Here is a 13816-nt window from a genome sequence, read left to right as displayed (position 1 = left end):
GCTTCGTGCCGCACGACCCGATCGCGGTGCTCCGGCGAAAATCTCGCTAGCCAGTCCAATAGCAGCGTTGCGCCACGCCCTTGCCAGCTTAGAGTATCTAAGGTTGCCAAGCCGAGAGCACTTGCAACGGCGATCGTGGGAACCACAGGAGACAGATGCACCAGCGGTCCTAGCAATGTCGTCATGGTGACGACGAAGATTGAGATGGCAACGAGATTCAGAGAAAGTTGACTCATAGAGGGTAGCTGAACGACTATACTACTTGAGGCGTTGAATCGAACCGTGTGACACGGGGTCTGCCAAAACGACCCAGCTTGCACCGGGAAACGCAGCGAGTTCCGCGTATTCCTACGTTGTAGTATCTTGAAATGCTTGAGTCATGGGCTACTTGTTTCGCGCCTTATAAAACGTCTTCAAGCTATCAATATCGCCCACATAGCGCCAGTGCCACGGTTCATAGCTGACGCCTTGCTTGTTGTTAGTAGGAAACGATAGTTCAAAGCTGTAGCGGGCAGCGTTTGCCTGAAGCCACTTGTAAGCGGCAGTTTTGTCGAACTCAGGACTCAGATTCACGGCGGGAACGCTGCCATCGCCAATGTCAACGGCATAGCCTGTGTGATGCTCGCTGTAGCCCGGAGGAGCGCTGACCTTGGCGCGTTCAGCCGCCACCTGATTGCGATCGGCTTTCACGTCAAAGTACAAGTATTTCTGGTCCTCCAGTGAGCGAAAGCCAGAAATCGGCACCAGCGATACGCCCGCCTGCTGAGCCGCTGCTTCCATCGCTCGGTATGCCACTGCTGCAGCCTTGCGCAGCTTGATGCCGCCGTCGCTGGTGATGGGTGCGAGTTGCGCTTGGGGAGCTTCTTTGTAGGCGTAGTGCCCCAGCAGGGCGTCTTCGGGGCTAGCAGAGGGCTTCGGAGCAGTAGCCGTGTCAGGCTCGATCGCGATCGTCGCGGGTGGAGCCTGCTGAAACTGCTGTGCCACAAATACACCTGCCGTGAGCGCGACGAGTCCCAGCAGCGTCAGACCACCTAGTACTGCAAGCTTACTGGTGCGCCGCTTAGGAGCAACCGCGACAGTTTCTCGCTGGGCTACGGGAATATCGTCAGTGGAGGGGGTTGAGGCTTTGGGGGTCTTTTCCGGAGTGCCAGCGTTACCCAATCGTCCAACTCCTTCACTGCACGCAACAACATTACGCATTGTAGACCGAACCCATTTTGGAATTGAGGTTTTGGATTCGAGATTTTAGACCGCGATCGAGGTAGGGCGGAGGCTGAAGTCGTCATAATCGGGGAGTGCACTCCCAATCTTAAGTTACCAACTCCATGCCGATCGCCAATCTCCTGAGCGTCTACGCTCACCTGCTTGTCTGGACGCTGCTCGGTTGGGGGTTGGGTCGCCTGCTGCCAAAGGCGGCTCCGGTTGTTCTGGGCAAGTTTCTGTTTTATGTCGGCGTTCCGCTCAGCATTTTAGGATTTTTGCGCGGAGCTGAACTGTCGCTAAGTCTTTGGAGCGCTCCGGTTGTGTCGTGGGTGGCGCAACTGCTAGGCGTTGGAGCAGCAAGCTGGGTGCTGCGCTGGCAGGGAGCAGCATGGAGTCGGCGAGCGCAGGGGAGCTTTCTGCTGGCGTCAATGGTGGGCAACACGGGCTACATTGGCTATCCGGTGGTGCTGGCGCTGGTGGGTCCGGCGTATTTTGCGTGGGCGCTGCTGTACGATATTGGGTCTACGTTGGGCATTTATGGATTTGGCGTCGTTTTGGCATCTCGCTTCAGCAGCCAGCAGTGGAGCGGCGGACATCTGCGGCAAGCGCTGCTGAAAAATCCGGCGCTGTGGAGTTTTGCGATCGGACTCCTCAGTCAAAACCTTCCTTTACCTGCACCAATTGAAGCTGGACTGCGTCAACTGGCGTGGGGGGTTGTTTCTCTGGCGCTAGTGCTGATCGGAATGCGGCTGAGTCAGCTATCGTCGCTCAGCAACGTCAAACCCGCGCTGATTAGTCTGGGAATCAAGATGCTGCTCGTTCCCCTCGTACTAGGACTAGCACTAAAGCTGCTTGGCATCACTGGACCTGTCCATCAAGTGCTGCTGCTGCAAACGGCAGTGCCGCCCGCGTTTGGCACACTGGTCATTGCCGAGGCGTACGCACTCGATCGCGAGTTGACTGTGACAACGCTAGCATTGGGAAGCGCGGGGCTATTCGTAACGCTGCCGTTTTGGATGTGGCTGTTCGGAAATTAACAATGATGAATGCTGAATCTTGAATGATTTTCCGTTCAGAATTCAAAATTTGTCATTCATAATTCTTCATTTATTCAACATTTATCCGACCCAACTGACATCGCCATCGGACGAGCTAGCGGAGGGCAGCGGCTTCGTGGTTACACGATCGCGGGGACACAGGGCTGGAATTTTGCCCACAGTTGATCCATTCGTTGAGGTAGGCGCTGGCGACTCCAACGACGTTTGGAAAGATGCAGTTGGCTGTTGAGGAGGGTGTTGCTCAGGTACAACCACTTTTTCCATCAGGTACTCGATCGTTTGCTGCTTCACCCAACCCCGCGCCGCCAGAATTTCACCAAACCGCATTCCAGTCATTTTTTGGTCATTCAACGCTACATCTACTTGAGCCGGAGTCAGCAACCCCGCCTCCACTAGGTAGCCACCCAAACGCTTTTGCCTTGGGCGAAAGTCAGGTGAAAAGCCGCGTGAGCGATTTTCAGAATCATGCATAGCTCATTTCATCCAGAATCAGACAGAACCACTCAACAGGTTTTACCCAAATCTAGAGAACACACAAGGGCGATCGTCCCGCTAAACGGGAAACAGTCAGTAAATCTACCTTTAGATTAACCGACTGTTTGTATCTTACCGCTGAAACTTAACAACCGTTTGTATCAATCAACTCCAAGCGTCCTTGACGCTCAGCAGTCGCTTGACTCTAGAAAATGCGGGACCCAAAACCGGGTTCGCCAGCTGGACAGCTGCTGTCGTAATTGGGGTTGACGGTTTCAAAATAGTGCTGCGCCATCTGAGTATTCGTCAACCGATGAATTTTTCCTTGTCCAAAGTGATAGACGAACAAGTTGTCACTGTATGGGTATTTGCTGACATTGTCGTAGATCTCGATCGCCAACCCATCATCTTCCACGGTCAGACTGGGCGTCACCACATCGGCACTGATCGAGCGATCTCGGTACTGTATCCGTAGGGCTGCTGCCAAATCCCAATTCGACTCAAAGACAACGCCCGGACCTTTGTAGGGACACACGCCATCTAGAATCACCGTGCTGTTGGCTGGCAGCGTCGAAAACTGCTGACGAATATCGGCGATCACTAGCTGCTGCTGCTGGTAGGCATCGACCCAAAACGACGCGATCGTGGCATTGATCCCAAAGCCACTCGCACAGACTAAGGCAACGAGTGAGCAAAAGGCGCGTCGCTGCCATGTCTGCGATCGAATAAAGGTCAGACCCCAACCAATTCCAGCCACAAGCGATAGAGCCACGCCGATCGTAGCGGCGATCGCGATCCGATTCCCTAACCCCGTTGGCGTAATGATCACATTGCGATTGCTTAGAAAGATCACGTAGCCCGAGCCAAAGATAACGACTCCCGCCACCATCAATCGCAGCAGCAATGATCGCTGGAGCGTATCTGGCGTTAGCGTCCGGTACAGATACATGCCAACGAGTAGCCCGATTGCGATTCCCAGCGCCACGATCGTCCAGTCAGAATGGTTTAGCGCCAGCTTCGACATGACTCCCGGTAAGCCCACACCGTACTGACCAAAGCTGACAAAAACGGCTTTAGCCATCAGCTTGGCAAACCAAATCAGTTGCTCCCCCAGCGGATGGCCAACATCGCGGCGCGTATACGCAAGCTTCAGCCCGACTGAGTAAATCAGCGCCACCAAACTACAGGCTGACAGCACGGCAAGTGTTCTCCAACGTACAGTTGGGAGGATTGCATTGTCTGTCATGCGATCGCGCTGCCGTTTGCGGTACGCCACCAGAAGTGGATTGAGCAAAAACAGCGGCACAAACAGTTCATAGGACAGCACGCTTGCGACCACGCTTGCCATGCTGACGATCTTCCAAACCCAACGAATCAGCGGGCGGGTCTGAATGGCTTTTAGATCGGCGTAGAGACTCAGCAGGTACAGCGGCATGCTGAGGGTGATCGGTGCGGCGGTCATCCAAAGGCGATCGGTCGAGTAGTGCGGCAGCAGCGCGTACACCAACGCAACTGCTAGCGCCAGCGATCGTCGCTGAGTCAACTCTCGCACAATCAAGTACAGCAGCAAAAACCCAGACAGCAGAACCGCTGCGTTGACTAGGTGATAGCCGAGCGGCTGTAGACCAAACAGCCAATACAGCGCCACTAGGTAGACCACAAAAACGGGGCGAAACACCCCATAATCGCTATTTGCCCTGTCAACTAAGCTCATGAATGATGGATCGGGCGACAGGTGGAATACTGCCAGAAATCCCCAGTCATCACTGCTAAAGCCTAATCTGCCGATGTAAAGGCTGACCGAGAGCAGCACAATCAGCAGTAAGAACAGACAATCCCGGACGGTAGAACGAAGCTCGTACTTTCTGGTGGCAGAACGGGATTCCGAAGCTTTGGGCTGTTCCCGGATCATCATAGCTGCACATGCCTAATACTTAACGTGGACAAGCAACCTTCTCGCAGTATCGTAGACGCCCTATGCGCTTCTTAAATCGGTAGTACGTGGTAGTGATCAACGTTGCAGTTTTAGACTGATTTACTCGACAAATGTTCCAAGCAAAAATTTATGGTAATCGGAATCACACGCAATCTTCACACAAAAGTTTCTGCGAATCAAGAAAACTTTGTGGATGAGAGTTGCAGTTGAGCGGGAACCACCTTAAGAAAATATTTCTGCACAAAAAAGGGTATTCCAAAACACAATACACTGTGTGACTGATTCAATGCGATCGACCAACTGATTTAGAGATGACGGTTTAATGATGGTAGTTGAACTATGCCGTTGTTCGATTTTAGACATCGCGATCGTCCCATCCAAACAAGTTATTTGCCTTGCGTCAGTTGGCTAAGCTGCCAAACTTTTACGGTTTTATCTCGACCACCGCTGAGTAAAGTTTTCCCATCAGGGCTGAAGACGATCGAGGTTACGCTATCGCTATGTCCGCTAACAATACGAATAAATTCTCCAGTTTGCAGGTTCCAGAGTTTAATTCTGCCGTTTGCTAAACCACACGCAATCAATCTTCCGTCTTTGCTAATAGTAAGAATCTCAATTTTTGAAGAAGTTCCTTCACTATTAAATTCCATTAACGTGCGAATAAATTCCCCTGAACCAAGCCGCCAGAGCCAAAGATTCCCTAAATCATCACCACTCGCAAGAATTTTCTCGTTGGGGCTAATTGCAGAAATGCCGAAAGCATTAGTATCAAACTCTCTCAAAATACTAAAACTATACTTAGGATACCTAGCCCGTAGATTCCAAATCTTGACCTCCTTACTTGTATAGCTAACAGCTAAGATGTTTTCGCTAGGGCTGACTGCAATCGAACTGACGTAACTTCCATTAATATAAGGAGGACCAAAAGTACCAATTAATTCTCTAGTGACTGGATTCCACAACTCGACTACTTTGTTATCTCGGCTTACTGAAAGAATTTTTTTGTCTGTAGTCCAACTAATACTGCTATCAAATACACTATTTCCTGGCAGCATGTTGATCAACTCTCCAGTCGAAAGACTCCAAATTTTGATCATATTGCCGTCAATCGTGCTCGCAAGCATCTGGCTATCTGAACTGATAGCAAGATTGTATAAGGCTGAGAAATCACTTAAGGAGAATCGAAGTTTTCCTGTCTGTAGATTCCAAACGTCGATTCCAGCTTTGTGTGTTAGTCTTTCTTCGCTTGTTTTGTCTTCAGTGAAGATGGAATAGTAACCAACGATCGTTCGACCATCCGGACTAATTCTCACGGCGTCTAGAGATTTTGCTTTTGTCGGTAAGACAATAGTTCGAGTCGGTTGAACTCTGTTTGTAAATTTGGGTTTAGGGTAAGCAGTTGCTGGTTTAATAAACGCGGGCAATTCAGGCGATCGATTAGGCAACGCGGACGTAGAAGGGCGCAGAGGTTCGGGCGATCGATTAGGCAACGCGGACGTAGAGAGGCGCGAAGCTTGCAGCAGCAGGAGACCTTGATGAATGACGATCGCTAGCAGCGGCACCATCACCATAGCAGGAGCAAAAACCGTTAGCAGTTGCATTCGTGCAGATCGAGGTTTTCGGGTCAAATCCATCAGCACTTCGCTAGTCGATTGATAACGGCGATTCGTCGCGCTCTGAAGCAGCTTATCTAAAATTTCTCCCAGCGCCGGGCTCACCGGAGACTGCAAAAACGATCGCCAGATCCAGCGATCGCTGCTGCCATCGAACAACTCAAACGGCGATAAATCTGTCAGCAAGTGAATACAAGTTGCGCCCAAACTATATAAATCGCTGGCAAAGACTGGTTTACCTCTGGTCTGCTCCGGGGCGATATATTCTGCACTGCCGATCACCGTTCCCGTCTTGCCCAACGCCGTTCCGGTCGCATACTTTGCCGCACCCAAATCGACTAAAAACAGTTGTCCCGTGCTAGCGCGAATGATGTTAGCGGGCTTGATGTCGCGGTGAATCACCTGATGCTGATGGATGAACTGCACCACAGGCAACAAATCGCTCAGCAGTTGTCGGATTTGTGCCTCATTAAACGGTCCCTGCTCCGCTAATTCCTGCTCCAGATTGCGCCCGTTAATGAACGTCTGAATTAAATATTGATGCCCGTCCTGCTCCACATATGTCAGCAACTCCGGGATTTGAGGATGCGTCCCCAACTCTTGCAATCGCTCGGCTTCCTGTCGAAATAGCTCCGATGCTTTTTCTCGATCGTGAAGCCCCACCTGTGGCAAAAACTGCTTGACCACACAGCGGGGCTTTAGCGGATCGGCTTCATCCACGGCTAAAAACGTGCGACCAAACCCACCCTGCGTGATCGGCTGCAACACGCGATATCGATCGTGTAGTCGCAGCCTTGAACCGCACTGCTGACAAACAGCATCATCTAAATTCCTCGGACTTGCGCAGGATGGATTAAGACAATAGCTCATTCGTCAGCTAGAGTGCTCTAGTCTCGATTGCCAAGAAGTTCCACCCTCGTACGATCAATCATTTGAACAAGTTCTTGGCGATTGTTTGCCCGAATCATGTAGCGCCAAATAAACCAAGCAACCGTTCCCAAACCAATCAGTTTAAGGATCGGTGTAACGAGGGGAATGTCATCAATGGCATCGAGTGACGCTAACACAACTCTAGTTCCAACAAACGCAAGTAAAAGCCAGCCCAAGCTGCTTAGAAGCTTCCGATTCTCTTGCACGAACGCAACGGTCGATCGAATTACATCTGCAGACAATGTGCTTGCCTTCGCCTGGAAAGATTGCCAAGTTTGCTCCGCTGACTGAGTTGCAGAGGCATCAGGAATAATGACAGGTTCGGCAGGAGGAAGTAACGGAATTTCTGTTGCAGCTTCTGTTACCTCACCGTTCTCGTTAGTTTGCACAATTTCATCAGTTGTCATGGTTTTACTCCTTAATAGTTGAAAGATATGTAGCGTTTCCCTATTCAGTGCGGTACGTGCCTAGAGAACCTACTGCCTGTCCCTTCCCTGCAAGGGGGAAACTGGCTCCCTCACCGTTTCGGAGAGGGATAGCCTGCGGCATTCGAAAAAGGGGAAGGGTCAAGTGCACCTCAACGAGCGAGAACCGCTATAAACGTCACAAGGTTGCTTTGTGGTTACGCTTCCGACTTCTACAACGCGATCGCGTCTGGGCTACTTGCGACCACCCATCCACTTAGCAGCGATCGCGCCCAGAGCGGCTCCCACAAGCGGATTGCTCATGAACTTCACCAGCGCAGGCTGATCAGCCAACACGTCATGGAACACATCGGGGTGGTTATGGTAAGCAAAACTCGCCAGTTTGCTAACATCATCCGCCGTCATGTGGTTCGAGTGATGGCTCGATAACCCCAGTTGCTTTTCTAAATCTCGATCGCCCAAGCCGCGCTTTTTCAGGTGATTCAAGAACTCTTTTGCCACATCGTGGCGTTCATTCGGCTTAATTTGAGCGATCGCTTTTTGCAATTCCGGCTCCATTTGGCTGGTTGGAACACGATCCGGGTGAAACGACTTAAACAATTGATGCCGCTGATCACGAGACGATCGTTGAGCAAAATCATCAAAGTTCTGGTAGTCGTCTGAGGCAGTTTCATCCGGCAGCATTTCTGTGTCGCCGCCTGCCAAATCTTTCATGATTTGGCGTTTGTAGTCATCACTAGTAGGCATGGTTTTAATGTCCTGAAAAATTGTGAAATTAACTCTGTTGAATTGATCTGCTAAACGGATCGCGCTTATGGGGCGAGCGTCCCATTGCACTTAGCTGGCTGATTGATACTGAAGCTGCTTAGATTTAGCATCGTAGCGCGCTGTTAAAATCAGATGTTTATCGGGCGCATACATCAAAACAGTCAAATCTTGATTCGGGAAGTTTTTACGAAATCCCGCTGCTAGTGATTGAGCTAGCGCTTTGACTTCATTGGGACGAACCTGAGACGAAATTACGGCGCCCAATTTGTTGTTGTCTCGCACAAAGGCATCTTTAATTAAGCCTTTGCTAGCTTCAACCACCCAATCGCCAAACGCCTGACCCGTCGCTGAGTCGCCACGTGCCAATTGTCCGTATTCAATGCCGCGATCGACGCTGGCAGGATATTGATACGAGCGCGTAGCTACACCGCTACAGGCCGTAGTGAACGTCAAAATGAGAACTAAAACAAGAGTCGTTAAACTCTGACGAACGCGATGAGAACTAATCATGTTTACTGCTCCTTAAAACTAAGTCGGCATTGAGTGAAATCGATCGTCTACCGTCAACAAGCTGTAGAACTATCGGGATGAATTGTTCGGGCGATTCCGATCATCCACAGCAGGATGACCCTCTGTGCGAATGTCTAACTCTTCGCGACGCAGCGTTTCTTCAGCTTTAACGGTTTCGCGATCGACCTCTTTTCGGATGTTGACTTCTTCGCGCAGAAAGGCTTCCTTACGAATTTCAGGCATTTCTTCGTAAGTTTCGATTCGGGCTTCCTCCGCACCAAACGCCACATCACCCGACAGCACAGTTCCCCCATTTGCTGGAGTCACGCGCTCAATCACAACGCGATCCTTTTCAACCGGGACAGAAATCTGAGCCTGTTCTGTTTTTACCTGCTTACCAACTGCCACATCTCCCACTTTTTGCCGCAGCTTGTCAGCCACCAGCCGCTCTTCATGCAGCGTAATGCTTGGAGATTGCTCGTCCAGAATTACAGGAGCAACCGGAACGACCGGAGCCGTTGGAGGAACCGAAGCGACTGAAGCCGCCGCAACTGAAGCCGCTGGAGCAGCCGGAGGAACCGGAACAACTTTAGGTGCGGCTACAGGCGCGATCGTGGCGGCTGGGCGCGGTCGTTTTAGCAGCCACCACAGCAAGCCACCCAGCAAAGGAATCAGCAGCAGCCACCACGGAAATCCTCTTTCTTCCGTTGCCTGAGCCGGGGCAATCGCTGTCTCAGGTGAAGCCGGAGCAGCCGCTTGAGGAGCAGCCAGAGCAGCCGGAACAGCCGCTTGAGGAGCAGTCGGGGCAGTCGCAGCCGCGCCCTGAGGGCTGGCAGCGGCGGTTACATCACCCAAAAAGGCAGCGACCGCAGGGCTAGGTGGTTGCTTGTAGGCATAGGCAAGCGGCTGAGAATACGGATAGCGGGGGTCGCTCGGCAGCGTTTTGTGCATCGAGACAATCCGGACACCCGGCGTGTTCCTGACTTGATCCGCGATCGCGTAGCCAATACCTCTGGTGCCCAGCCGTTGGATCATGGCATCGGTGCTGTCTTGAGGCAGCTTCACGGCATTGGCAGCCGCAACGAACGGAGCCTGCCTGAAAACAGAGTAGCTCTGCAATGCCCGACGAGTATCGCTGGTTTCGGGGTGATCAATTAATTGAATCCGTCCCGCCGGACCTCCGACTTGCGACCAATCGGTAATCTCGCCTCGGAAAATCTTGGCAAACTGGTCAAACGTCAAATTCCCCCTGAAAGGATTCTCAGGTCCAACTACGATCGCAATTTTGTGTCGGTTTTCAGGGGCAACGCCCAATCCCTGCTTCTCTTCAGCCGTAAGGGGACGACCCACTGCAGCTAAATCGGTTCCGCCGTTCAGCACCGATCGCAGAGCCGCGTCTGTCCCGTTGTAGTTCACTCGAACGTTTATGTCCGGGGAACGCCGTTCAAGCTGCTGTTTACGAATTTCATTCGTAACCTTCATGCTGGGCGAACCATCAATCCTCACCGTCTGATTAGAATCAGTGGAAGCGGGCGCGTCAGAAGCCGATTGAGCCGATACCGAATTTAGTTTTAACGATGCGGCAAGAGGTTCAGGCACCACCGCCAGAGCCAGCAGCAAAGCAAAAGAAGCGATCGATGCTTCCGCTGATTGAGGTTTTTTCATGTTATCGAGGCTTATCAAAAAGGGGTTTTGAGGGGCAATTCAGGCAGGACTAGATAGCCCTGCCTGAGCAGTTAGCGATTAAGCGGGGTTACTTCGATCGCTTGCCACGCGAGTCGGTTCCCTTATCGATCACTGGATTCCCTTTCGTATCGATGTCTAGTTCTTCTCGACGCAGCGTTTCTTCAGCCTGAACCGTTTCCTGTTCAACTTCTTTTCTGACGCGGACTTCCTCACGCACAAATGCCTCTTTGCGAACGTCCGGAGTTTCTTCGTACGTTTCCACTCGCGCAACTTCCCCTTCCTGGAAAGCCGTTGCATCGGGTGCAGCCGTTCGACCAGCATCTGTTGCACTGGTCCGCTCGATCACAATGCGCTCTTTCTCGATGGGAACAGAAACGCTAGCCGTCTCGGTTTCCACGCGCTTACCGACAGCAACCTCGCCCGTTTTGGTGCGGGTTTTGTTGGCAATCAGCCGCTCTTCATACAGTCGCAAGTTTTGGTGATTGGTTTCATCCAGGTTGTACAGTGAGGGGTCACGATCGTACGCATACGTGTCGCGATCGTAGTCAATTGCAGGAGCCTTGCCTGTTGCGGCACCCGTCGGACGATAAACATTCCGCACTTGCTCTTCATGCTCGTAATCGACGGACAGGTTGCCGTCGTATTGGGGCAGCGCTTCAACCTGAGCGCGCGTGAAGCCATCAACCATAATCCGACGGCTTGAGTAATCAATCCGAGCACGACCGATCGGCAGTAGGACTTTTTTGCCAAAAATCCAAGCGCCCGTGTTAGCGATTAGATACCGAAGTTTGCCGGAGTCATCGACCAACAGATCATCAACCGAACCAATTCTTTCCGAACCTGAATATAAGTCGTAGCTAATAACATCCCGGTCTTCAAAGTGCTGACGATAATCGGGGTCAAAGTCGCGAATTTTGTGCAGTGGCATAATGTTGTCTCCTATTGGGTTTCGACGAATTAAAGTATTTGTGGTGAATCTACTTAAAAGCTAAAGGCTGAGACTAGATGATTCGTCTGCCTTAAGTTCCATTGGTGCTCTACCTGAGGTTAGGTTGAACAACTTCTGATTATTTAAAAGCTTGTGTAGCTACGCTTTTACTAAAATTTGCATCTATCTTAAAGTCTATGCCCTAAGACGGATGCGCCTGTTTCAACTGCTACTTAGCTTGAAAGTAAATGTGGTAAACTTACTTTAAGTCCTTGATCACAGTCCCCGATCGCGCAGGCACCTTCCCTGACAGGCGCGTTGGAGTTTGCTTCAACTGGCTACCTACGTTCGATTACTTTCACGTATTAATAACGCTTCAATAAATTTCATCATGCTAAAACTACAAGAAGAAGACTGTTCGGCTTTTGGTCGACTGGTTTTACAGTATCTTAAAGACAATCCGCAAATGACGATGAGCCAGCTTGCAAGACAAGTTAAACTCTCGCATGCAGGGCTAAGCTGGATTTGTCTGAAGCGAAGTAACCCCGATGAAGAGACAGCCGAACGAGTCGCTCAGGTGATTGGGGCTGACTTAAGCAAAATATCTCGTCTCGTTCACGAGAATAAGCTAGAGAGATTGGCAAGCCTTAAGAATCTCAATTATGTGGCTGAATTAGATGGAAATACCCTAACAAACGTAATTCCTATCGAGGATGCGATCGCGGGATTAAACGCAGTATTTCACGCCTTTCACTATGTGATAAGAAGCGTTCCTGAGACAAGAAAGCCGACTGATTTTCAGATTTATAAGGAATCCTACGAAATTGTGAAAAAGCAGTTTTTGAAAAACGGGAAGCCTTTTAAAAAATAGAGGCGAATCCCGTTTACCCATGAATGTGTCTACATTCTCGCTTGAGCGTCCTCACTAAAACCCAGTTGAGCTTGCCGACGCTCCAAAATTGCCTGCCGAAATCCCAGCACAACCAAAATATTCGAGAGCGTCAAGAACGCTTCTGCGCTACCGTGCAGCCAATCGATATTTGCTAGGCTTTCATCGTATGCCACCTTTGCATAAATTCCGGCTGGAATTGTCACGGCAACAAACACCAGCGTCATGTAAAACCCAATCAGCGCCAATCGGGGAGCCTGCTTCGATCGAGTCAGAAACCACAGAAATCCCAGGTACGGAAACAGGGATAGCGCAAACAGCGACTCTTTAGACAAATAGGGACCGAGGGCAGCGGGCAGCGGAATAAATGCAAGCGGCAAAAGTGTCAGCATCGTTTGGTTCACGTGAGGCGCCAGTTGCTTGCTTGAGCGCCAAATCCACCAGCCAGCCAGCATTAATGTGAAATTGCCAACGACCGTCATTGCGGCTTGCAAGGTTACTAGCCACTCTAGCGAGGCTGAGTTGTTGAAAAAATGCCAGGTGCAGGCGCACATGGCACTGACCAATGCGGGCAGCATGCCGATCGACAGTCCCCACCAAGCCCGATTTCTACTTACCTCGCCGTACGTCCAGATCAGCCAAATCGCTACGATCCACTCGACGACGCTTGAAACATGAATAATCCAGGTGGGAATCGAGAGCGCGTCCATGAAAAATTTTGAGTTTTGAGTCAACTCCTCTACCTTAGAACTCATCATTCAAAATTCAACATCTATCATTCAATGAGGCAACTTCGCGCCGTTTTATGTGGCTACTACGGCAAGGGAAATGGGGGAGATGAGGCGCTGTTGGCGTCGCTGCTGCAAATGCTGCCGCCGCACGTCACCCCAATTGTGCTGTCGGGCGATCCAGAACAGACGCACGATCGCTACCGAGTCGAAGCTGTTAACCGCAGCGATCCTCGCGTTGTGCAGCAGGCACTTCAGCGATCGCAGGCGTTCATTTGGGGCGGTGGCAGCTTGATCCAGGACGCGACGAGCGCCCTCAGCCCGTTGTACTATGCCGGATTGATGAAGCTGGCGCAGCAGATGGGGTTAACGACGATCGCGTGGGCGCAGGGTGTAGGTCCGCTGAGACAACCGTTGACTCGCTGGATGGCGAAGCAGACGTTTTCTGGTTGTACCGCCGTCAGCGTGCGCGATCGAGGTTCTGCTGCCCTGATGGAAAACTGGGACATTGCTTACACGCTGGCTCCCGATCCGGTGTGGGCGCTGGAATCATCTCCGGTCGCGGGCTTGTGGGATTTACCCGCTCCCAGAGTTGCTGTGAATCTCCGCAGCCATCCGCTGCTGACTCCAACGCGGATCGTCCATCTAACGCGAGCGCTAATTGATTT

The 13816-nt window shown here is 51.3% G+C and carries 13 protein-coding genes and 2 pseudogenes; 3 read left to right on the top strand and 12 right to left on the bottom strand.

What is annotated here, in order from left to right; genetic code table 11:
• Both H6F43_RS14280 and H6F43_RS14275 read right to left on the bottom strand, forming a co-directional pair.
• Positions 1 to 236, bottom strand: a pseudogene (locus H6F43_RS14280) (ATP-dependent Zn protease); the annotation flags it as partial.
• Positions 237 to 384: 148 nt separating this feature from the next.
• A complete protein-coding gene (locus H6F43_RS14275; protein WP_190343402.1) occupies positions 385 to 1200 on the bottom strand; it encodes a M15 family metallopeptidase in 816 nt (271 codons plus the stop codon).
• A 125-nt stretch (positions 1201 to 1325) separates the two neighbouring features.
• Here H6F43_RS14275 and H6F43_RS14270 point away from each other — a divergent pair, with 125 nt between their 5' ends.
• Positions 1326 to 2240 carry an AEC family transporter gene (locus H6F43_RS14270; RefSeq protein WP_190343401.1) on the top strand — a complete coding sequence of 305 codons (915 nt, stop codon included), beginning with the start codon at positions 1326 to 1328 and terminating at the stop codon, positions 2238 to 2240.
• A gap of 81 nt (positions 2241 to 2321) precedes the next feature.
• Here the strand turns inward: H6F43_RS14270 and H6F43_RS14265 are convergent, their stop codons facing one another.
• From H6F43_RS14265 to H6F43_RS14230, 8 genes are all read right to left on the bottom strand, one after another.
• Positions 2322 to 2732, bottom strand: a complete 411-nt coding sequence (locus tag H6F43_RS14265; RefSeq protein WP_190343400.1) for a hypothetical protein — start codon at positions 2730 to 2732, stop codon at positions 2322 to 2324.
• 208 nt (positions 2733 to 2940) lie between these two features.
• Positions 2941 to 4650, bottom strand: coding sequence for a hypothetical protein (locus H6F43_RS14260; protein ID WP_190343399.1), 1710 nt, complete (start codon positions 4648 to 4650; stop codon positions 2941 to 2943).
• 407 nt (positions 4651 to 5057) lie between these two features.
• Positions 5058 to 7154: a serine/threonine-protein kinase gene (locus H6F43_RS14255; RefSeq protein ID WP_190343398.1), complete on the bottom strand. Its 2097-nt coding sequence runs from the start codon at positions 7152 to 7154 to the stop codon at positions 5058 to 5060.
• Between the two features lie 17 nt (positions 7155 to 7171).
• The gene (locus tag H6F43_RS14250) at positions 7172 to 7621 is read right to left on the bottom strand and encodes a CAAD domain-containing protein (protein ID WP_190343397.1); all 450 of its coding nucleotides are present in this window, start codon (positions 7619 to 7621) and stop codon (positions 7172 to 7174) included.
• 252 nt (positions 7622 to 7873) lie between these two features.
• Positions 7874 to 8386, bottom strand: a complete 513-nt coding sequence (locus tag H6F43_RS14245; protein ID WP_190343396.1) for a hypothetical protein — start codon at positions 8384 to 8386, stop codon at positions 7874 to 7876.
• Between the two features lie 90 nt (positions 8387 to 8476).
• A complete protein-coding gene (locus H6F43_RS14240) occupies positions 8477 to 8917 on the bottom strand; it encodes a hypothetical protein (RefSeq protein ID WP_190343395.1) in 441 nt (146 codons plus the stop codon).
• A gap of 69 nt (positions 8918 to 8986) precedes the next feature.
• A complete protein-coding gene (locus tag H6F43_RS21885) occupies positions 8987 to 10582 on the bottom strand; it encodes a DUF2382 domain-containing protein (RefSeq protein ID WP_199290350.1) in 1596 nt (531 codons plus the stop codon).
• A gap of 88 nt (positions 10583 to 10670) precedes the next feature.
• Complete coding sequence (locus H6F43_RS14230; RefSeq protein ID WP_190343394.1) at positions 10671 to 11531, bottom strand: DUF2382 domain-containing protein; 861 nt, start codon at positions 11529 to 11531, stop codon at positions 10671 to 10673.
• Positions 11532 to 11922: 391 nt separating this feature from the next.
• Here H6F43_RS14230 and H6F43_RS14225 point away from each other — a divergent pair, with 391 nt between their 5' ends.
• On the top strand, positions 11923 to 12402 hold the full coding sequence (locus H6F43_RS14225; protein WP_190343393.1) for a helix-turn-helix transcriptional regulator: 480 nt from the start codon (positions 11923 to 11925) through the stop codon (positions 12400 to 12402).
• 29 nt (positions 12403 to 12431) lie between these two features.
• Here the strand turns inward: H6F43_RS14225 and H6F43_RS14220 are convergent, their stop codons facing one another.
• Both H6F43_RS14220 and H6F43_RS14215 read right to left on the bottom strand, forming a co-directional pair.
• Positions 12432 to 12812 (bottom strand): DUF3593 domain-containing protein, encoded by a 381-nt coding sequence (locus H6F43_RS14220; RefSeq protein WP_199290351.1) that lies wholly within the window; start codon positions 12810 to 12812, stop codon positions 12432 to 12434.
• Positions 12813 to 12839: 27 nt separating this feature from the next.
• Positions 12840 to 13130, bottom strand: a pseudogene (locus tag H6F43_RS14215) (DUF2499 domain-containing protein); the annotation flags it as partial.
• Between the two features lie 72 nt (positions 13131 to 13202).
• On the opposite strand from H6F43_RS14215, the gene csaB reads away from it, so the two are divergent.
• Positions 13203 to 13816: polysaccharide pyruvyl transferase CsaB (gene csaB / locus H6F43_RS14210; RefSeq protein ID WP_190343392.1), on the top strand; the 614-nt coding region annotated here is incomplete at its 3' end.

Source organism: Leptolyngbya sp. FACHB-36 (assembly GCF_014695955.1).
Taxonomy (GTDB): domain Bacteria; phylum Cyanobacteriota; class Cyanobacteriia; order Leptolyngbyales; family Leptolyngbyaceae; genus FACHB-36.
This window is presented reverse-complemented; position numbering and strand designations above follow the sequence as displayed.